Source organism: Coprococcus sp. AM11-30B (assembly GCF_027674365.1).
GTDB classification, from domain to species: domain Bacteria; phylum Bacillota; class Clostridia; order Lachnospirales; family Lachnospiraceae; genus Allocoprococcus; species Allocoprococcus comes.
This window is the reverse complement of record NZ_JAQDVB010000002.1, coordinates 121,936-142,855: the sequence shown is the minus strand read 5'-3', so window position 1 is coordinate 142,855 and position 20,920 is coordinate 121,936. Positions and strand designations below refer to the sequence as shown.

17 protein-coding genes and 1 pseudogene are annotated in these 20,920 nt (G+C 42.9%); 4 read left to right on the top strand and 14 right to left on the bottom strand.

What is annotated here, in order from left to right; translation table 11 throughout:
- Positions 1 to 104: 104 nt before the first annotated feature.
- The 9 genes and pseudogenes from citG to PGU50_RS01585 form a co-directional block, all read right to left on the bottom strand.
- Positions 105 to 1,031 carry a triphosphoribosyl-dephospho-CoA synthase CitG gene (gene citG / locus PGU50_RS01625; RefSeq protein WP_270246032.1) on the bottom strand — a complete coding sequence of 309 codons (927 nt, stop codon included), beginning with the start codon at positions 1,029 to 1,031 and terminating at the stop codon, positions 105 to 107.
- 55 nt (positions 1,032 to 1,086) lie between these two features.
- Positions 1,087 to 2,646, bottom strand: coding sequence for a citrate lyase subunit alpha (citF, locus tag PGU50_RS01620; protein ID WP_008371975.1), 1,560 nt, complete (start codon positions 2,644 to 2,646; stop codon positions 1,087 to 1,089).
- A gap of 1 nt (position 2,647) precedes the next feature.
- Positions 2,648 to 3,547, bottom strand: a complete 900-nt coding sequence (locus PGU50_RS01615) for an aldolase/citrate lyase family protein (RefSeq protein ID WP_173686733.1) — start codon at positions 3,545 to 3,547, stop codon at positions 2,648 to 2,650.
- Positions 3,547 to 3,846 carry a citrate lyase acyl carrier protein gene (gene citD, locus PGU50_RS01610; RefSeq protein WP_044998939.1) on the bottom strand — a complete coding sequence of 100 codons (300 nt, stop codon included), beginning with the start codon at positions 3,844 to 3,846 and terminating at the stop codon, positions 3,547 to 3,549. Before citD ends, PGU50_RS01615 begins: the two co-directional genes overlap by 1 nt.
- 102 nt (positions 3,847 to 3,948) lie before the next feature.
- On the bottom strand, positions 3,949 to 5,388 hold the full coding sequence (locus PGU50_RS01605) for a serine hydrolase domain-containing protein (RefSeq protein WP_270246031.1): 1,440 nt from the start codon (positions 5,386 to 5,388) through the stop codon (positions 3,949 to 3,951).
- An 86-nt stretch (positions 5,389 to 5,474) separates the two neighbouring features.
- Positions 5,475 to 6,770, bottom strand: coding sequence for an SLC13 family permease (locus tag PGU50_RS01600; RefSeq protein ID WP_175305703.1), 1,296 nt, complete (start codon positions 6,768 to 6,770; stop codon positions 5,475 to 5,477).
- A 170-nt stretch (positions 6,771 to 6,940) separates the two neighbouring features.
- Positions 6,941 to 7,870 (bottom strand): LysR family transcriptional regulator, encoded by a 930-nt coding sequence (locus PGU50_RS01595; protein WP_173686736.1) that lies wholly within the window; start codon positions 7,868 to 7,870, stop codon positions 6,941 to 6,943.
- Positions 7,871 to 8,006: 136 nt separating this feature from the next.
- Positions 8,007 to 8,546 (bottom strand): beta-class carbonic anhydrase, encoded by a 540-nt coding sequence (locus tag PGU50_RS01590; protein ID WP_270246030.1) that lies wholly within the window; start codon positions 8,544 to 8,546, stop codon positions 8,007 to 8,009.
- A gap of 172 nt (positions 8,547 to 8,718) precedes the next feature.
- Positions 8,719 to 9,578, bottom strand: a pseudogene (locus tag PGU50_RS01585) (LysR family transcriptional regulator).
- Positions 9,579 to 9,786: 208 nt separating this feature from the next.
- On the opposite strand from PGU50_RS01585, the gene PGU50_RS01580 reads away from it, so the two are divergent.
- Positions 9,787 to 10,476, top strand: coding sequence for a DUF6198 family protein (locus tag PGU50_RS01580; RefSeq protein ID WP_008371998.1), 690 nt, complete (start codon positions 9,787 to 9,789; stop codon positions 10,474 to 10,476).
- A gap of 174 nt (positions 10,477 to 10,650) precedes the next feature.
- Positions 10,651 to 11,910 (top strand): dihydroorotase, encoded by a 1,260-nt coding sequence (locus tag PGU50_RS01575; protein WP_270246029.1) that lies wholly within the window; start codon positions 10,651 to 10,653, stop codon positions 11,908 to 11,910.
- 51 nt (positions 11,911 to 11,961) lie between these two features.
- Here the strand turns inward: PGU50_RS01575 and PGU50_RS01570 are convergent, their stop codons facing one another.
- The 3 genes from PGU50_RS01570 to PGU50_RS01560 all read right to left on the bottom strand — a co-directional run bounded on the left by PGU50_RS01570 (position 11,962) and on the right by PGU50_RS01560 (position 15,042).
- Positions 11,962 to 13,650, bottom strand: coding sequence for a Na/Pi cotransporter family protein (locus PGU50_RS01570; protein ID WP_270246028.1), 1,689 nt, complete (start codon positions 13,648 to 13,650; stop codon positions 11,962 to 11,964).
- 280 nt (positions 13,651 to 13,930) lie between these two features.
- Entirely contained in the window at positions 13,931 to 14,476 is a 546-nt protein-coding gene (locus tag PGU50_RS01565; protein ID WP_195368209.1) for a chromate transporter, read from the bottom strand.
- Positions 14,473 to 15,042 carry a chromate transporter gene (locus PGU50_RS01560; protein WP_270246027.1) on the bottom strand — a complete coding sequence of 190 codons (570 nt, stop codon included), beginning with the start codon at positions 15,040 to 15,042 and terminating at the stop codon, positions 14,473 to 14,475. The genes PGU50_RS01565 and PGU50_RS01560 overlap by 4 nt, the downstream gene beginning before the upstream one ends.
- 101 nt (positions 15,043 to 15,143) lie before the next feature.
- On the opposite strand from PGU50_RS01560, the gene PGU50_RS01555 reads away from it, so the two are divergent.
- The gene (locus PGU50_RS01555) at positions 15,144 to 16,076 is read left to right on the top strand and encodes a LysR family transcriptional regulator (protein WP_270246026.1); all 933 of its coding nucleotides are present in this window, start codon (positions 15,144 to 15,146) and stop codon (positions 16,074 to 16,076) included.
- A gap of 40 nt (positions 16,077 to 16,116) precedes the next feature.
- Here PGU50_RS01555 and PGU50_RS01550 read toward each other — a convergent pair whose 3' ends face one another.
- Together PGU50_RS01550 and PGU50_RS01545 are read right to left on the bottom strand one after the other, a co-directional pair.
- Positions 16,117 to 18,435, bottom strand: coding sequence for an ABC transporter permease (locus tag PGU50_RS01550; RefSeq protein WP_270246025.1), 2,319 nt, complete (start codon positions 18,433 to 18,435; stop codon positions 16,117 to 16,119).
- Positions 18,436 to 18,449: 14 nt separating this feature from the next.
- Positions 18,450 to 19,148 carry an ABC transporter ATP-binding protein gene (locus PGU50_RS01545; RefSeq protein ID WP_117822769.1) on the bottom strand — a complete coding sequence of 233 codons (699 nt, stop codon included), beginning with the start codon at positions 19,146 to 19,148 and terminating at the stop codon, positions 18,450 to 18,452.
- Positions 19,149 to 19,477: 329 nt separating this feature from the next.
- Here PGU50_RS01545 and PGU50_RS01540 point away from each other — a divergent pair, with 329 nt between their 5' ends.
- Complete coding sequence (locus tag PGU50_RS01540) at positions 19,478 to 20,806, top strand: MATE family efflux transporter (protein WP_270246024.1); 1,329 nt, start codon at positions 19,478 to 19,480, stop codon at positions 20,804 to 20,806.
- Positions 20,807 to 20,920 lie beyond the last annotated feature (114 nt).

Below are 20,920 nucleotides of genomic sequence, written 5' to 3'. Positions count from 1 at the left end.
CACCCACTCATTTGTGAAAAGTCATCTTTTTTATTCCTCACCAGTCTGGTGCAGTCCATATTCATGGCAGAAAATTTGATTCCCGTTCTCAGTTATTATACGCTCTATTTTACAACTGGAAAGAGGTTCAGGATTGCCCCGTTCTCGTTTGGAATTTTATTGCACAGCATCGCAAGAAACAGTGAGGTGGCAAGTAGATCGGCACACCCACCCGCGCTGATACCACGCTTTATATAATCCGCATCCATGCGGATCAGTTTGTCTAACGCATCTTCTGAGTAGGCTCCGCCTTTCTCCAGAAACTGCATCGCTTCCATCTGTACCTGATAGAGTACTGACGGATTCTTTCTCGATAAAATGTTGGAATCCTGCACCCGGCTCATCAGTGCAAAAAGGATCTGTAATTTGATCCGGTTCCACTCCATTCCCCGCAAAAGTCCATCCTCCAGTACCGGAAGCGCAATATGAAAAACAGATGGGTATCCGGCAAGCGCTTCCCCGCGAATCCCTGTAGTCCCGTATTGTACGAGATTTTTCTCACCGTTACTTTTCGCAGGTTCCTTTCCCAACATCTCAATTTCGGCTCTTAAGATCCTGGCAGTCATCTTCTGCTCCATCCGAAGGATGGATTGCAAAGTAACCGTTCCGTCTTCCTGGATACATCTTCCCGCTGCCGCACTGAATATTCCAAGGGTAAAGATCATCCCTTTATGTGTATTCACATGTCCGGTTGCCCGATACATGGCTTCCTCCGCAAGCATTCCGGTCTTACGGATTTCACGGAAAAGATCTTCCGGCGTACAGGTCAGCTGATATCCCTGGTATGCCATTCTGACAAACCACGGATACAACGCCTCTGCACTTCTTTCAAAGGTCTGCACATCCATATCAGTGTGGGCACCACAGGAATACGGATCTACAAGCCCCGGTTTGGGAACCGTATAGACTTCCTCAAGCAGCGCCTGATACGCCATCCGGCCAATCGATTCTGCAAGGTATTCTGCTTTCTCCACTGCCTGATTCTTTCCCATACGGTTCTCCTTTTATATCCAATAGCCAATAACCTGTAAGTTTTCCGATCAGAATTTAATCATCAAATTCAAACGGCTTGATCTGACGGACAACATCCATGATGGTGCCATCACGGCTTTCAATGACACCGACAACACGATCTCCAAACTGTACCTTCTGTGGTTCCCCCGCGATAGAGTAAGCGATATCACGTAATTCTTCGATGGTCTTAAACGGAAGGTCTACATCTTTCATTGCTTCGATCAGATCCTGTCTCTTCGGATTGATTGCAATACCATAATCTGTGATGACAACGTCTACACTTTCTCCCGGTGTTGTGACGGTTGTTACGTCTGTACAGATTGCCGGTGTTCTTCCCTGAAGAAGCGGTGCGATAACGATGGCACATTTTGCTCCGGCTGCTGTATCCGGATGTCCACCCTGCGCTCCTGTGATCATACCATTAGAATCTACAACAACATTACAGTTGAAGTGTACGTCAACTTCCAAAGCTGCAAGAATTACGAAATCCAATTTATTGACAACTGCCCCCTTGTTGAACGGGTTCGCATACTCACCTGCACTGATCCGGAAATGATGCAGATCTTTTACAGATTCTACGGCTGCAAGGTCAAAGTCCTGTGTATCCAGAAGTGCATCTACCTGACCGTTGATCAGAAGGTCACACATCGGCTTTGTAAGACCACCCACACCAAAACGCATGCGGATATTTCTTTCTTTCATTACCTTTGCAAGTGAAATAGTAGATGCGATAGAAGCTCCGCCGACACCTGTCTGATAAGAGAATCCATCTTTGAAATACGGTGTATTTACAACGAACTGTGTACAGTAATCAGCCATCATCAGCTTTCTCATATCTGTGGTCGGTTTTGCTGCACCTGTTGCGATCTTCTTCGGATCACCGATCTGGTCTACTTCTACAACATAGTCTACCTTTGTCATTGAAATATGTGCCGGAAAGTTCGGGAACGGAACCATGCAGTCTGTGATTGCTACGACTTTGTTTGCATGGAAAGCATCTGACATTGCGTAGGAAAGTACACCACAGTCAGATTTTCCACCGATACCACGGCAGTTACCGTACTCATCACAAGTAGGAGTTCCGATAAATGCGATATCGATCTGTGTCTCACCTGTTACCAGGGCACGTACACGTCCGCCGTGGGAACGCATGATCGCAAGACCTTTTAATTTACCATTGGAAATAGCTTCTCCGATCTTTCCACGCACACCGGATGACTGGATATTTGTAATGGTTCCATCTTCAATATACTCTACCAGAGGATCATGTGCTTTTCCAAGAGAGCTTGCACAGATAGTAATGTCCTTGATCCCCATATCATGGATCTCTTTCATTACCATATTTACAACGTAATCCCCTTCACGAAAATGGTGATGGAAGCTGACTGTCATACCGTCTTTGATTCCACATTTTACAAGGACATCATGGATGCTGTCTACCATCTTGCTTCCGTTGGAATTGATCACACATTCGACTTCCGGTCCGTGTTTTTTATAGACATGTCCGTCAAAATGATGTACACCCTGAAATACTTCTTTACCAGTTGCTTTTAAAATCTCTTCCGGGATATCTCTACCTACTGCGTTAATCATCTTATAAATCCCCCTTATACACACCTGAAGCTTTTGCAAGCTCGATTGTTCTCTTTGCTCCGTCATAGAAAGCGATATCGATCATCTTACCATCTACTGTAAATACACCGATTCCCTGTGCTTTCTTTGTATCAATTTCACGGACAACTTTTTCTGCGAAAATGATATCTTTCTGTTTTGGTGTAAAGATCTCATGTACAATGTTGATCTGTCTTGGGTTGATGATGGATTTTCCATCGAATCCCATCAGGTGGATATTCTCAACATCCTGACGGAAACCATCCATATCATCCAGATCTGTGTATACGGTATCAAAGCACTGTACACCAGCTGCTCTTGCTGCGATCACCATGTTCTGTCTTGCTCCCATAAGCTCGATTCCGGTTCCGGTGATGTGTGTCTGAAGGTCTTTGGTGTAATCTCCACCAGAAAGGGCAATACCGAAAAGTCTTTCGGAAGATTCGCAAATGTCAAGTGCGCGCATGACACCACGTGCAGACTCGATCGCTGCCATGATCAGAACACTTCCTTCTTCACGTCCGAAATCCTTTTCAGCCTGGATAACTTCAGCTTCTACGACTTTTACATCCTGTGCGGATTCTGTCTTTGGAATACGGATCGCATCACAGCCGCCTGCTACTGCGCAGCGGATATCTTCTTTCCAGTAAGGAGTATCCAGTCCGTTAATTCTGACAACACGTTCACATCCTCTATAATTAATCGTCTTAAGTGCATGATAAAGAGAAAATCTGGCTGCATCTTTCTGGTTTTCTGCAACCGCATCTTCCAAATCAAGCATGATGGAATCCGGTTTGTAAATGTAAGGATCTTTGATCAGTCCCGGTTTCTGTGCATTTAAAAACATCATAGTTCTTCTAAGTCTTTTTTTATTCGGATTCATTATCTGATCGCACCTCCCCACGGTAAATCTTCGATCTGTCCTACCGAACGGTAAACAGCTGCTTCGATTCTTGCTTTGATCGTACAGTCAAGAGCTCCTTTATCTACGATTGTAAGCTTTACATTATCGATTCCCAGATTTTCCAGTGTTTCATAAGCTACTTTCTTAATCTGGTTTCCATACTGATTGATCACTGCGCTTTCCAGTGAAAAATCAACTTTTCCTTCTCCGGCTTCTACTGTTACCTGGCAGTCACTGGATTCTAATGTTCCTGCAATTGCAGGTTTCTTGATTTCCATTCGTGCTTCCTCCTTAACATCCATTTGCATTAGTATTTGCTTCGTTGTGTTTATCATAGGGCTCTTACCTTACAGGAACACCTATGGTTTTCTTAATAATTGTTAAGATTCGCATATTTTTGCTGTTACAACTGGTCTTTCCAGTGCCTGTGAATTCATATTCACCCAGCGTTTCATATATACCCTGTCTTCTTTCCATTCAAAAGACACATGATCAAAAAAAGCCATCTCCGGATAGCGCCATTCCATCATCAACACATTTTCTGATTTCCAGTAAGCACATGCAGCAATTTTCATTTCATCCATCTCATACTGATGGTGCAGATATCCACCTGTCATAGAGGTTTCCCCATGAATCCAACAGTCCAGTCCTGCTTCTACAAAATGTGTTCCTCTGTTATCTTTCATCCAGAATATTACTTTATCTTCTAAAAATTCCAGACCTGTTTTTTCTATTCTATCTTCATTCTCAAAAGGTTCCATTTCTATTTTCCGATTTCCTGAAACCATTTTGTTACTGACAGATCTGTTTTTATTTTCCAGAGACATCCTGAGACCTTTATTTTTTAATACATTCCACATCTTTTCAGCGAAATTTCTTTCTTCTTTCATCGGATCCAAAATCTCTTTTTGAATCAGTTCCGTCTCCAGGTAATTACTGTCTGCCGCAGTAATAGCAATTACCATATTTTGTTCCGGAACAATCGCACAGGTCTGCCCAAACATTCCATCTGCACACCAGATATCACCCGTATGTGTCCAGTGAAAATTATAATCTTTTTCTCCTGCTTTCCTTGGTTGTGGATCTTTTTTACCGAGTGCAAGATTCACCCAATCAGCACTTAATAATTGTTTTTCTCCCCATTTTCCTTGATTCAGATAAAGTAACCCAAGTCTGGCCATTCCTTCTACCGTAATGCTCACACCATTTCCACCTGAACAGATTCCTTCCGGACTTTCTCCCCAGCTAAACTTCTCCAGACCAATGTACGGTGCCAGTTCTTCTTCGATCAATTGATGGCATGTTTTTCCTGTAATACGCTGTACGATCGCTGACGTAATATAAGAATTCCCACTTGAATACATAAATTCACTTCCCGGCTCTTTTACAAACGGTACTTTAAAATATGCATCCAGCCAGCTGGTTTTTAATGGTCTCCATTCATTTCCACCTATACTTCTTTCCTGTCCACTGCGCATCGTAAGTAAATTCCGTATCGTAAGCTTCTGAAGATACTCATTTGCTGCCTCACGATATTCCGGAAAATAATCAAGTACCTTATCCTCCAGCTTTATGAGTCCTTTTGTATATGCAATTCCCGCCGCTGTATTTGTAAAACATTTTGTAAAAGAATGGACAATATGTGGGATTTCCTTCCGATACGGTTCATTATATGCTTCAAATATAACTTTATTGTTTCTCAAGATCATGATTCCATGGATCTCTGCTTCTCTTTTTTCCATCTCGTTCAGAAAATTAATAATATATTCTGATGATACGCCTTCCTCTTCCGGAGTTGAATAGGTTAATTCTTTGTTCATGCTGCCACCTCATCTAACTTTATTTTAAACTGGAAACGGGGGACAAAATTTTGCCCCCTTTGTTATACATAACTCTTTTCTGTCTTTTAAAAGAACGGGAATACCAATGGAAGAATTCCTACACAGCATATAAAACTGATAATAACCAATGGCCATCCAAATTTTGCAAAGTCAGTAAATTTTAAGTTTGTAAAGATCATTAATGTCTGATTTGTTCCTGATGCGATCGGTGTCAGGAAAGAGCATCCTGCTCCGATTGCAATTGCAAGAACAATTGCCTGTGGGTTTGCTCCCATTGATTCTGCAATAGAGATCCCAATCGGGGCAAGTACTCCTGCGGTTGCCATATTGTTCATAAACTGTGTTGCAATTGCCGATCCAAGGAACAATACTGCTGTGATCAGATACAGATTTTTCGTATCTCCAAGAATACTCAGCACAACAGCTCCAAACACTTCCCCAAGTCCACTGTTCTTCATAACTGCAATGATCAAATTGATACCTGCACAGAAAAGTACCATATCAACACCGAATGAAGTGATTACTTCTTTTGGTTTTACAACAGTTGTAAGAACCGAAACCGCGATCAGTGCATATCCGATAAAATTCGGGTTCACTGTAATATCTGTAAGCGAATCCAGAATCAGAGCAAGTACAAATAACAGGAAACTGATTCCTACAACCATCTGTTTCTTTTTCATCTCAGGTGTAATTTCTGTAGCTGCCTCTATCTCTGAATTGCTTGGCACTGTTTCCTCATAAGACGGGCACCAGCGGTTCATCACGATCATATAGATTCCACCCAGGATAAAAATCGGAATACCTACCCAGGCAAAATCAAACATGCCAAAAAGCTTAAGTCCAGCTTCTTCAAGCGCTGTATTTGCATAAATATTTGTCGGTGTTCCAATCAGGGTACAAGCACCACCTAAAGTACTTGCATAAATTACAAACAAAATCATTTTTGAATGACTGATCTTATTTTTCTTAGCTATACTGAAAATCACCGGTAAAAATGCCATTGCAACATAACTGTTCTGCAGAACAAATGATACCAGTCCTGATGCAAGATAAAGAATTGCAAAAATTAACATTTCTTTTTTCTTTCCACTTACATTACCGGTTAATTTATCTAAAGCATTTCCCATTACGATATCAAGCCCTGTTGCAGCAATCATTCCTGAAAACATACATATAATTGCCATCAGATGAAAACTTGAACTGCTTAACACGGCATATACTCCGTCTGCATCCATTGTTCCTGTAAATACAACGATCGGTGCCATGATCAAAAAACAAAACCAGTTTGGTAATTTTGGCGTTGCAAGAACTGCAACGAAAACTATTAATGTCAGAATCGCTCCTATTGTAGCCATACTCATCTTTCTTTTCCTCCGTATACAATAAGCTTTTCGGAATGCGCTTTTCCCAAAACTCTCATTCTTCTCTTGTATGATGTTTACCGGTTCATCACGTTAACCTTATTATAATCATCCGGTACTCTTTTCACCAATGCCAAAGAAAAATAGGGGCATAGCTTCATGCTATGCCCCTACATTTCTCCCTCTTTGATTTTTTCTTTCAAAACAGCTATACAATACTTTTCCTGTCTGGAAAGAATTTTATTTTTCAAATACATAATTCCTGTTTTTGTTTTTTTAATCTTGTTTTTCCCAATACAAAAAAGATCAATATTTTCTGTATTCGTTAAATACGGAAGAAACACTTCTGAAATAAAACAGCATCCCATTCCCCGCTCAAGTGTCTGCATCGCAAGCATCGAACTGTTTACGATCATTTTTGGTTTTAATTCTTTGCCCTGTTCTTCAAATATCTGATCAATCTCCTGTCTGACATGACAGGATTCATCCTGTATGATAAACTCGTCCGGCATTCTTGAAATATCCATCCATAGATATTTTTCGCCTTCTCTTTTTTCTGCTTTCTGAAGCATCTTATACTTTTTGGGAACTGCAAGCAACATATAATCTTCTACAATAAGATCAAATACGATTGACGAATCTTTTTCACTTATATCAGGTCCAAGTGCAAGATCGTATGTCCTGTTTTTTAAACCTGTTATAATTTCCTTTGCCATGACATTTGAAAATGTTGCCTTACAACCGGTATATTTTTTACTGATCTTATCCTGAACTTCCATTGCTAACAAAAGACTGGCACTTAGAGACATACATACATGTATTTCCTGTTCTTCGGATAGTTGAAGCTCCTTTAGTTTATGTTCCATTGTGCTGTTCAAACGTTTGATTTCTTTTCCATACTCAACATAGATTTCTCCAGCCTCAGTCAGACTGATTCCATTCGATTTCCTCTCGAAAAGTAAAATTCCCAGTTCCTGTTCCAGACTGGATATAAATCTGCTGAGTGATGGTTGTGAAATATATAAAAGTTCGGCAGCTTTTGAAATGCTTTTGCACTCTGCAACCGCTAAAACATAGGTAAATGATTTTAAATCATCCATTTTTATTCTCCTGTGATCTCACTAAACAAATTATAGGCTTCTTTATTTCAAAAGCGCAAGACTTACTCTTCCTCCATAAAACTCCTCACAGCACCACCTTGCTATGAGGATCTTTCTTTTTCTTTATTTCTTTTCCTTACACTTCCGTAAGTGCCCCGGTCTCAGAATCCATAATAAATCCCTTGATTTCAATATCCTTCGGCATCAGCGGATGGGTCTTCAGTGTATGCACAGTCTCTTCTACTGACTTCTCTACAGATTCAAATCCACCCAGCCATTTTTCCAGATCAATTCCACTGTGTCTCACGATATCGATGTGCTGCTTGTCAATTCCACGCTCTACCAGTTCTTCTAACAGCTCACTTCCATCCATTCCCTGTACACCGCAGTCAGTATGTCCGATGACCATAACCTGCTCCACACCAAGCTCCAGGATAGCAACCAGAAGGCTTCTGACCACACTTCCGTATGGATGTGTAATGACTCCACCTGCATTCTTGATAATCTTCGCATCTCCGTTTTTCAGTCCCAGCGCTGCCGGAAGAAGCTCTGTCAGACGGGTATCCATACAGGTCAGCACGGCAAGCTTCTTGTTCGGGTACTTGCTGGTCAGGTACGGCTCATAACCTTTATTTTCCACGAATTTCTTATTATACTCTACAATCTGTTCTATCATCCTGTGTAACCTCCCATTTGATTTTCGCAACGATATTTCATAAAACAGATTATAGACTTCTTCTATCAGAAAGTGCAAGGTTTCTTAACGAATTTTAATGAAGAATCTTCTGTCATTTGTTATCATCCACAGCAAATTTCCCACTGTCTTTACCGCATCATAATCCATCAGGTTATTGTGTCTTCTTCCAGTACCGGAAAAATGCCTCCTCCTGCTCTGAGCGGATTCCATACTTTCTTCTCGCAATGTAGAATTTGGAATTCCACCCTGAAGTCTTCACCGGAATCGTCACCACATTGTGCAGCCGCACGATATCCATATACGGCAATACGGAAATCCCGAACCCATTCTCCACAAGTCCTGTGATAACTTCAATCTCTTCCGCAGCACATACCGGCTTTACCTTAATTCCTTCTTCTGCAAAATCTGCTCCTGCAGAGTACGGAAACCGCTGGTCTTGGAAAACATGATCTGTGGGTATCCAGCTGTCTCTTTCAGACTGATCCGTTCTCTATTTTCAAGCGGATGTCCCTTCGGAACCACTACTGCGATATATGAATCCCGAATCGGATAATATTCGATCTCATCCGATTTCAAAAGATCCGAGCAAAAGCCGATATCATATTTTCCATCCAAAAGTCCTTCTGCAATCTCCGGTGTCATCCGATTGTAGATGATAAATGGAAATGTCGCCCCAAACTCTTTCAGCATATGTGGAATCGTCCCCGGTGCCAGAGGATACACACTGCCGATCCGCACCGTTTTCTCTTCCGTCCGAAGTCCTACCGCCCGCTCTTCCAGACGAAGATACGCTCCCAGAATTTCATCCACATCCTTCATCAGCTCTTTGCCGTAATGACTCAGGCTCACATTTCGCCCTTCTTTTTGAAACAGCGGAACTCCGTACTCTTCTTCCAGCGACTTGATCGCATGACTGAGTCCCGGCTGTGAAATATTCAGTGCCTTTGCCGCCTTTCCGTAATGCTGGATTTTTGCCAGCTCTGAAAAATATTTTAAATATTCGATATTCATATATTCCCTCTTTTATCTTCCGCAGTCATCTTATTTTTCAAAATCAACTCTTTACTCGCTATTATCTTAGCATATTTCATTCTATTTTAGAATCAGTTCATTCAAAATAATCATTTGTTTTTATCAGTTTTCTTCATTATAATGAGAAACAGCTTAAATATAAAATTTTTGTAAATTATTATCTATCAGGAAAGAAGGATTTGTACCTATGAATAAGAAAAAATTTCATCTGGCCGGAGAAGTCGCTCTGCTCATTGTCCTGCTGATCAATTCACTCGGCGTGGATCTGATGTCAAAAAGCGGATTCGGGATCTCAACGATCTCCTCAGTGCCGCTTGTATTTAACATCGCCTTCCCGGTGTTCAGTTTCGGAACATGGAATTATATTTTCCAGACACTGCTTGTCATTACACTAATGATCCTCAAGCGTTCATTCTGCCCCGGCTACCTTTTCTCTTTCGTAGTCGGGATCGGATTTGGAAAAATGATCGACGTACACAACGCATGGATCCAGGCTCTGCCGAACTCCCTGCCTCTTCACACGATTTATTTCCTGGCAGGATTCTTACTGGTGTGCTTCGGTATCTGCCTTGCCAACAACTGTATGCTTCCAATCATCCCGACAGATATCTTCCCTCGCGATCTGTCCGGTATTGTAAAAAAGAACTATAAAATCGTTAAGACAACCTTCGATCTCACCTGTCTGACGACTACTGTGGTTCTTTCCCTTGCAATCCTCCACGGATTCTACGGCATCGGAATCGGCACTGTCTTCTGTGCATTCCTGACTGGAAAAACCGTTTCCGCCATCCAGAGTTTTCTTGGAAAACACGTGGAATTCTACCGTGCAACTGGGAAGAAGAGAGTTGCTCTTGAAAAGAATATGAGACATGCATAAAAGAAAAAAGATTTCAATTTTGATACATACCAGATCGGATACATCAAAACTGAAATCTCTTTTGGATTCTGTAGCCAATCTTATTTTCTCAACTTCTCCTGTCGCATTGACAAACCTTTTTCCCATCCCGTATACTAGAAGCAGACTAATATCCTGCAAGGAGGCTTAACTACTATGATTATCAAAAACGGACTTGTCATCGATCCTGCTTCCGGACTTTCCGAAAAAATGGATCTTCTGATTGAAGATGGCATCATCAAAGAAATGGCATCCCTGATTACAAAAGAAGGAGAGGAAGTCCTTGACGCAGCCGGACTTGTGGTTGCACCGGGACTGATTGACACCCACGTTCATTTCCGTGATCCGGGATTTACTTATAAAGAAACCATCCACACCGGCGCACTTGCCTCTGCAAAAGGCGGTTTTACTTCCGTGATCTGCATGGCAAATACTTCCCCGACTGTGGACTCTGTTCCGGTTCTCAAAGACAACCTTTCGCGTGCTTCCAAAGAAAAGATCCGTATCTTCCAGGCTGCTTCGATTTCCTGCAACCTGAAAGGGCAGGAAGAAACCGATATGGACGCCTTAAAAGAAGCAGGCGCATGTGGATTTACCGATGACGGGATCCCGCTTCTAAACGCAGAATTCTGCTTCCACGCAATGGAAAAGGCGGCAAAGCTTAACGTACCGATCAGCCTTCACGAAGAAGATCCTTCTTTCATCCGCAACAACGGAATCAGCCACGGAAAGGTATCCGATGCGCTTGGCATCTACGGTTCTCCTTCCATTGCAGAAGAATCTCTGGTTGCAAGAGACTGCATGCTGGCACTGAAATCCGGCGCCGATGTTGTGATCCAGCATATCAGCTCCGGTATCTCTGTCGATCTGGTTCGTACTTATAAGAAAATGGGTGCAAAACTTCACGCCGAAGCCACACCGCATCATTTTACACTGACGGAAGACGCAGTCCTTGAGCATGGAACACTTGCGAAAATGAATCCGCCGCTCCGTACCGAAAAGGACCGTCAGGCGATTATTCAGGGACTTGCAGATGGAACCATCGACTTGATTGCCACCGACCATGCACCGCACAGCAAAGAAGAAAAAGCAAAACCAATCACCGAAGCTCCAAGCGGAATCATCGGTCTGGAGACTTCCCTTGCCCTTGGCATCACAAGCCTTGTAAGACCGGGACATTTATCTCTTATTCAGCTTCTGGAAAAGATGACCATCAATCCGGCAAAGCTTTACCACCTTCCATACGGACAGCTCGCCGAAGGAAAGGCAGCTGACCTTGTGATCTTCGATGAAAACGAATGTTGGACTCCAACCGAGTATGCATCCCTTTCATCCAACTCACCATTTACTGGAACGCCTATGTATGGCAAAGTGAAGTATACGATCTGTAGTGGAAAAATCGTATATCATGATTAAAAAAATCCACGGACTTTGAATCTTCTAAAGTCCGTGGATTTTTCCATCTTCTTATTTTTCTTCCAGCATAAAGTATTTCATACTTGTTCCGCTTTCCGCCACATCCGCAAGATTGATACAACTGTTTCCCATACGGTCGATCAGATGCAGGATATTGGTAAACGGAGCAGTAAGACTCGCCTTACATTTTCCTTTATTGACACGCTCAATATGCGCTTTCCGCATCTTGATATCCAGATCCAGAAGCTTATCCTTTCGCTTCATCATCTTGCCTGGTTCAATACCATCATCTCCCTGCAGTGCCTTCAGAGAATCACAGAACATCTTATTCAGAACCTTCAGACTCTTCTGCAGCTCATCCATCGCTTCCGGTGTATATTTATACTTCCTGTCTGATCTTTCCAGCATACATTCTGCCATTTCCACACTTAAGGTTCCCATACGTTCCACATCGCTGAGCACACACATGAGGCTCGCCGTCTGCGCTGCCTGCTGCTCAGTCAATGAACCGGAAGAAAACAAAGCTGCAAGATATTCGGTAATACATTTTCCAAGGCGTTCAACCTGTTCTCCGTTTTCTTTCAGACCGTCAATGGATTTCACTTCTTCATTTTTCACAAGCTCAATCGTTTTCTTCAGAATATCTCTTACCTGGTCACTCATACGGAAAATCTCTTTTGCTACAAGCTGCAGCGCTGCTGCCGGCTGACTGATGATATTTTCATCCAGATAAATCGGGCTGCCTGGATCTTCAACACCTTTTTTGCCATCCGGGATCAGTGTCATGACAATCTTCACCATCAGTTTAATCAGGCATACCCAGATCAGTGTCATTGTGATGTTAAATACAGTATGTGCATTTGCAATCTGTCTGGAAATTGCTTCAATCTCCGGACCTTTCGGCGAAATGTTCTGGATCAGTGCCGCAAATGGTTTTACGAACCAGATAAACAAAAAGCAGCCGGAAATATTAAAAATACAATGCGCCACAGCGGTTCTCTTTGCATCTTTTGACTGTCCGATACTGGCAAGGAGTGCTGTGATCGTTGTACCGATATTATCACCTAAAAGAATCGGGATTGCTCCTGCAAGCCCTATTATACTCGTAACCCCGTCCGGCCCCGGCTGGGAAGCAAAGTTCTGCAGTACCGCAATGGTCGCACTACTGCTCTGTACAACCAGCGTCATAAATGTACCAACTGCCACACCAAGTACCGGAATATGTGCAACCCGTCCGATCAAGTCTGTGAATACCGGACTGGATGCCAATGGTTTCATGACATCTCCCATTGTTTCAATTCCAAGGAACAAAAGGCCAAAGGCAAAAATCGTCTGGCCGATACTTTTTACTTTCTCTGATTTTGTTACAAATGAAATCAGAAATCCTATAAAAATAATCACATAAATATAGTCACTGATCTTAAACGCAATAATCTGTGCTGTCATGGTTGTACCAATATTTGCACCAAAAATGATGGAAATTGCCTGTGGCAGGTTCATCAGTCCCGCACTTACAAAACCGATCGCCATAACTGTCGTCGCACTGCTGCTCTGGAGTACCGCGGTTGTGAGCGCACCGGCAAGCACTCCCAGAAGCGGATTCTTCGTCAGAAGTGCAAGAATGCTTTTCATCTTATCGCCTGCCGCCTTTTGCAGACATTCACTCATCATGTTCATTCCATAGATAAAAACTGCCAGACCGCCAAGCAGTCCGAAAATGATCTGAATTTTCTCGTTCATGTTAATTCCTCTCTCAATTTACCCTGTGTTTGTTAACATCTTTTAAACTTACTTCTTACAATGATGTCTTCCCTTTCAGCTCATTTTCCATTTTATCTGTGGTCTATGCAATCCCAATCAAATCTATGTTAAGTTTAGGTTAAATTTTCTTTCTTCTATCATTTTTTCTTTTCCATGATTATAGTTATGTAAAATCGCATTAAAAAAGATTGTGCCTCGGCACATTCTCGCGCCGAGCGCGTTGCTGAGCGCCAGTGGCGCTCCTGTTCTATCTATAAATCTATCCAATCCCAAGCACACCATATCCAACTATTCCAAACACCGCCGCAAGAATGATCACCTTCGGTACTGACCAGTTCTTCTTCAATATCAGATAGAACATCACCACTCCGATCCCGCACCCAAACCAGTCAATCCTCGCATCCGGAAAATAATTTTCCTGCATCAGATCCAGAATCACCGCAAGGATCATTGCGATGCAGATCGGCTTGATCACATTTAACATACAGCTCATAATATCATTGCCACGGAACTTTGCGAAGCACACCGCTACGCCAAGCGTCAGCGTATAAGCTGGCATCAGCACGCCCATAACCGCTGCAATCCCACCCAGAACACCTGCCGTCTGCATCCCGGCAAAAGTCGCACAGTTAATCCCAAGCGGTCCCGGTGTCATTTCTGCGATAGCGATCAAGTTAGTCAGATCCTCCGCTGTCATCCACTGATTGACCTTCATCTCCTGCATAATAACCGGGATCATCGACATTCCGCCAAAGCTGGTAAATCCGATTTTCATAAACGCTGTAAAAAGTCTGAGATAGATCATGCCGTCTGTCCTCCTCTTGTCTTTTTCACCGCTCTTATAGAAAGCGCCAGTATCACTCCCGCTACGATCATCACCACATTACTGATATCCGTAAATACACAGAGTACCAGTGCTAACGCACAGATCGGGATTGCTGATTTTCTGCGGAACGCTTCTTTCCCCAGTGAAAGTGCCGCACTTCCCATAATCGGAACTACCGCACAGCGGATTCCGCGAAGTGCCGCATGGCACCAGACATTACTTTTCATCACCTTATAAAATGCAGTAACAAACGACAGGATCAAAACCGCCGGACAGGTCATTCCGAGCACTGCACAGACACCTCCGAACCAGCCACCTACATAATAGCCAAACAGCATACTGATATTGGTGATCATAATTCCGGGAACTGACTTTCCAACCGCAACCATATCCAGCAGTTCCTCTTTTGTGATCAGCTTCCGTTTATCTACAAACTCCTGCTCCATCTGCGCCAGAATACTCCATCCGCCTCCAAATGTAAAACATCCTATCTTAAAGAAAAATGCAAACAGCATCAGTCCATTTTTGATTCTCTCTTTACCCATCTCTTCTTCCTCCTGTTTCTTTACTTTATCATCTCTATTGACATTAGTAAAATATATGTTTTATTATTAAAAATATAGTTTAAACCTATGGAGGATTTTTTATGAACTGGAATCAGCTGCAATATGTCATCACCATTGCCGAAGAAAAAAGTATCACCAAAGCGGCGCAGAAGCTTTATATTTCCCAGCCTTCCCTTTCCTTAAGCATTCAGGCTCTGGAAAAAGAAAACGGAACCCCTCTTTTTGAGCGGAACCGTGGCGAAATGAAGCTTACCTATGCGGGCGCCCTTTTCTATGAATGGGCAGTTTCTACCCTCCACTCTCATACCCAGTTGGAATGGAAGCTTGGTGATATCGTTTCCGGTTCCCGGACACTGATCCGGCTGGGTCTCAGTCCCCACCGAAGTGAACGGCTTCTGGCACCGGTTCTGGAACGCTTTTATTCCATGTATGAGAACTGTGATATCCAGATCATTGAGCAGCCGACCTACATCCTGCGGCAGATGCTGGAAGAAGACAAGCTGGATCTGATTCTCGATATTTCCAGCCCGGATACTATCAATTTTGAGAGTGAGCTTCTGGTAAAGGAAAGTTTTATCCTGGCAATCCCTGACTCTCTGTGTCCTTTTTCCGATCCATCACCAAAAGAGGAGGGCATCTCTGCCACTCCTCAAATTCATTTGCCTGCGTTATCTGCAGTTCCTTTTATTCTGCTTTCAGAAGATCACGATCTCGGAAAGATCAGCCGGAAGATCTGCGATACTGCTGCTTTCCATCCAAATATCCGCTGCATCTGCACCAGCAGTAATACTGCCTTTTCTCTTGCAAGACGAGGGATGGGGATTGCCTTTCTTCCTGAAATTTATGCACGGACTACTTCCTTTCCGGACATTCATTTCTTTACCCCGGATCACTTTCATGACACCAGGGACATCTGTGCTGTCTATCGGAAAAATATTTATCATCACGCACAGTTTCAGGTGCTTCTTGCTCTCCTCCGCGAGATTGTTCCGGCAATCTACAGGGCAGCATAGTCTGCCCTGATCCGTACCTTAATTCTCTTCTTTTACTCCCTTACTCTACATTTTTCAGTGCCCCATCCATCGGCACATGTTTAATCCTTCGATATTCTATCATTGCCACAACTGCATAGGTTCCGATCCCGATCAGAAACATTTCCGCATAAATCTTCGGATCGATCCAAAGTGCGATCCATCCAGAAATACTCGTCAGCATCATTTCCCGGAACAGCACATTCATAACTGCTTTTTCAATCGGCAGGCTGAGAAGCAGACAGATGACCACCACGATCGTCGTCGGCCAGATATAAAGCCTGCTGATCTCTCCATTGGTATATCCCAGGATCTTCGTCATGGAAATAGCCTGTGCATTTTTCTCAATAATGATCTTGGATAACAGATAGATCACGACCATGTAAATTCCAATTGCAAAGGCATTGACCATCCCCATCATATTTCCCATAGATACATCCAGCTGTCTCGAAATCTTTGTCAGTGCTTCCAGATCAAGCACAGAGCCAATGTATTTCTCATCAATATCCTTGATCTTCGAATTGGAAAAATATCCACTGAAATAATCGTTTCCCATATCAAAGGTATCATTCAACTGCTCCTGTGGCATAAATACACAGATTCCACCGCTGTATTTGTAGATTCCTTTAACCTTGAATGTATACTTTGTCTTTTCATATTTTTCTTTCAACGTGATTGAATCGCCCGGCTTCAACAGAAACTTCTCTGCATAGGCACTGGAAATATAGACACCCTCACTGTCCTCCAGATCTGCATCGATATATTTACTGTCCGGTTTGATTCCGTACAGGATCACTTCATCTGTCTTATATTTGCTCGGCAGTGTTTCCAGCGAATACGCACTGAATGCTTCCGCGTCTTCATTCTCCGTCTTTGTTCCATAAGAGAACTGTAAAAGCTCCAGCATACTGTCCAGTTTGTTTCCGCTCATCGCACTTACCGGAACCTCCAGCATATACTGGTATTTTGCAAGCATATTGCTCTGGATATCCTGCTGATAGTGCGAAAGTACTGACGGCAGCAAAAGTCCAAAGAATAAAAGCAGATTCGCAAATATGATTCCAATAAAAAGTACAATGTAATTGCTCATATTCTGGAAGATCACACGGAGCCGGAATCGATGGAAAATTCCAAGCTTCGGACTTAGCCGGACTGCTCTTTTCCGCCTGCTTCCAGAAAGATCTCTTCTCAGGAATTTCAGCGGTGAAAGCCTCAGCTTGTAACGAAGGATTCCATAGTTGACTACCAGCATGATCAGCACCGGAACCACCGTTGTCATCCAGAAAGCCTCTGCATTCCATACTGTCACATAGGTCGGCAGACTATAGCTTCCATAATACATCCCCGCACATACATTTTTCAGTGCTGTATAACCCAGAATATTTCCGACCACCGCACCGATCAGCGTAACGATCACCGGAAGTGCCATGTAATGTCCGATCAGTTCTTTTCTTGTATACCCGGAAGCCCGCAGAGTTCCGATCACGCCTGCTTCTTTACGGATCGTATTGCTGATCGTGATTCCAAATACAAACGCAATGATCACAATGATCATATAGAGGAGCATTGTGATCATTGCACGGTCACTCCCCATATCATCACCGGTAAATGTAATTGCCTGGTTCAGATACTGTGGCACAAAAGACTCCAGAGTGACTTCTTCCCCCAGTGCTTCCATCAGATCTTCCGACATCTTTTTTTCCTGTTTTTCATTTTTCGGTTCTTTGTCATACACCCAGGAATAACTGTACTGAATCTTATCCTGATTCAGAGATTCAAACTCTTCCGGTGTTACAACCGATACCCCGAATTTGATTGCATCAAACATGCTGTCATTATTGTTCTGGAACAGGCAGCTATAGTCAGACAGTGCCACAAATCCTGTGACTTTCCACTTTTGTGAACCACTTTTCAGTGTATCTCCGACAGAAATCTTATTATTGTCCGCATACATACGGTCAATTGCCATTTCTCCTGCTTTTTCAGGAAGCTTTCCTTCCATCAGGCACACCAGGTTGATCTCTTCCCTGTTTTTGAAAATACGCATGGTACTTCCATTATCCAGTGCCTCTTCCAGATAAAAGTTTTCATACAGTGTCACACCATTTTTCTCGATGTTTTCCTGTTGTGCTTTGGTAATTTTTTTCTTTACCCGGAAATTTCCATCTTCAATCTTGTATTTCTCAAAGCCTTCATTATATGCTTTTATCATGCTTCCGTCAGCAACCAGAAAGCCGGATACAAACCCAATCGTTGCAATCATAAGGATCAGAACCACCAGGTATTTTCCAATTTCTCCCTTCAGTTCTCTCGGAAGCCGTTTTCTCAACGGACTCTTCATAACACGCGTCCTCCTTACCATTCCAGCTCACTTGCAGAAAGTTTATGCTCATTACAGTAATTTTTGCGGATCATTCCATCACGAAGTTTTACCACCCGGTCTGCCATATCCTTGATTGCATCGTTATGGGTAACCATAATAATGGTATTCCCATATTTCTGATTGACTGTTTCGATCAGCTTCAGGATTTCCTTGGATGTCTTATAATCCAGCGCACCGGTTGGCTCATCACAGAGCAGGATGTCCGGATTTTTGACAATTGCACGTCCAATCGCGGTTCTCTGTTGCTGTCCTCCGGAAAGCTGGTTCGGCAGCTTGTTCTGATGTTCATAAATACCCAGCGTTTGCATCAGCTCATCCACATCCAGCGGACGATTACTTAAATAAGCACCAATTTCAATATTTTCTCTAAGTGTCAGGTTTGGAATCAAATTGTACATCTGGAATATATAACCCAGATGCTTTCTCCGGTACAGGGACAGCTTCTTCTCTGTCATATCCTCCAGCTGTTCTCCATCAATCGTAATACTTCCTTCATCTGCCCCGTCAATACCGCCTATAATATTCAGAAGAGTCGATTTTCCGGAACCAGATGGTCCCAGAAGCACACAAAACTCTCCTCTTTCAATTTCCAAATCAAATCCTTTCAGAACATTTACCCGGCTGTCGCCTGTTCCAAACGACTTTTTGATCCCCTTAATCTCTAAAAACATTCCTCTACTCCTTCCTTTAGTTACTCATATCGTAGCAATGTTATATTTCATACACTTATGTTAGTTTAGGCTTACTTTTTTGTCAATATTTTAATTGTTATTTTTTAAAAAAGATATTGACAAATGGAAGGAAAATTTTTAAAATAACTATCTGTGTAATTTTATACCAAAATCTTTGTGGATTTTTCTGGATATCAAAATAGATATCTACTTTTCGCCACATAACTTGTTGCATACAGCGACAGTTATGTGGCTTTTTATATATCGGGCTTCTGCCCTTTTTTACAGATTTTGTACCTTATGCTTTACATTTATCAGGAGGAATGTTTATGAACCAGACTTACATGAAAGAAAAACCGATTCTGCCACTTCTGATTTCCATGGCTCTGCCAATGGTGATTTCAATGATGGTCAACTCTCTTTATAATATTGTTGACAGCTATTTCGTTGCACGGATCAGTGAAGAAGCAATGACTGCTCTGTCTTTAGTCTACCCGATCCAAAATTTTATCACCTCAGTCGGTGTCGGCTTTGGAATCGGAATCAATGCCGCCATCTCCTTTTTCCTTGGCGCCCAGGATCAGAAAAAAGCAGATGCAGCTGCCACACAGGGACTTTTTCTCTCTGTCATCCACGGTATTGTTCTTACCGTAGTCACAATTGCCGTAATGCCGCTGTTTTTACAGATTTTTACAAAAGACGTGACCGTTATTCAGATGGGAAATGCCTACTCCCGGATCGCATTTGGATTTTCCATTGTAATCTCTCTTGAAATTACCTGGGAAAAAATTTTCCAGGCAGTCGGACGGATGCGCGTGTCCATGATCTGCATGATGAGCGGATGTATTTTCAATATCGTACTGGATCCACTTCTGATCTTCGGAATCGGACCGTTCCCGAAAATGGGAATTGAAGGAGCCGCACTTGCAACCGGTCTTGGTCAGGTTGTCACACTGGTACTGTACCTTGCCTTTTATTTTACCAGACCGCTTCCGGTGAAGATTCATAAAATCTGCCACGTAGACCGTGCCATGGCCGGACGGCTTTACGCGGTTGGAATCCCTGCCACTTTGAATATGGCACTTCCATCCCTGCTTATCACCGCACTAAATGGGATTCTCTCCGCCTACTCCCAGATTTACGTGGTGGTGCTCGGAATCTATTACAAGCTTCAGACCTTCCTGTATCTTCCGGCAAATGGAATCATCCAGGGAATGCGTCCGCTGATCGGATACAACTACGGTGCCGGTGAGACAAAGCGTGTCCACAGACTGTTTGCCGATACCCTTTATCTGAGTCTTGGGATCATGCTCTTTGGTACCGTTTTCTGCCAGCTCTTCCCGGATTCACTGATCGCACTGTTCAGTTCTAATCCGGAAACCATTCAGGCAGGAGGAATAGCACTTCGGATTATCAGCCTCGGATTTTTAGTTTCTTCCGTGTCCATCACCAGCTCTGGTGCACTCGAAGGACTTGGAAAGGGAACACCGTCCCTGCTCATCTCACTGTGCAGATATACGATTATCATTATTCCGGCCGCATTTATCTTAAGCCGGATCTTCGGGGCTTCCAGAATCTGGTACGCATTCGGAATTACCGAATTTGCAACTGCTGTGATCGCCTATATGACTTACCAGCGGGCAACCATAAAAAACTAGGCATATCTGCATCAAAAAGTTCTACTACTTTTTCGATACAACAAAAACCGTAAATCCGGATTTGCTCTTTACAATAATGCAAATCTCCGGATTTACGGTTTTTAATTTTCTCTT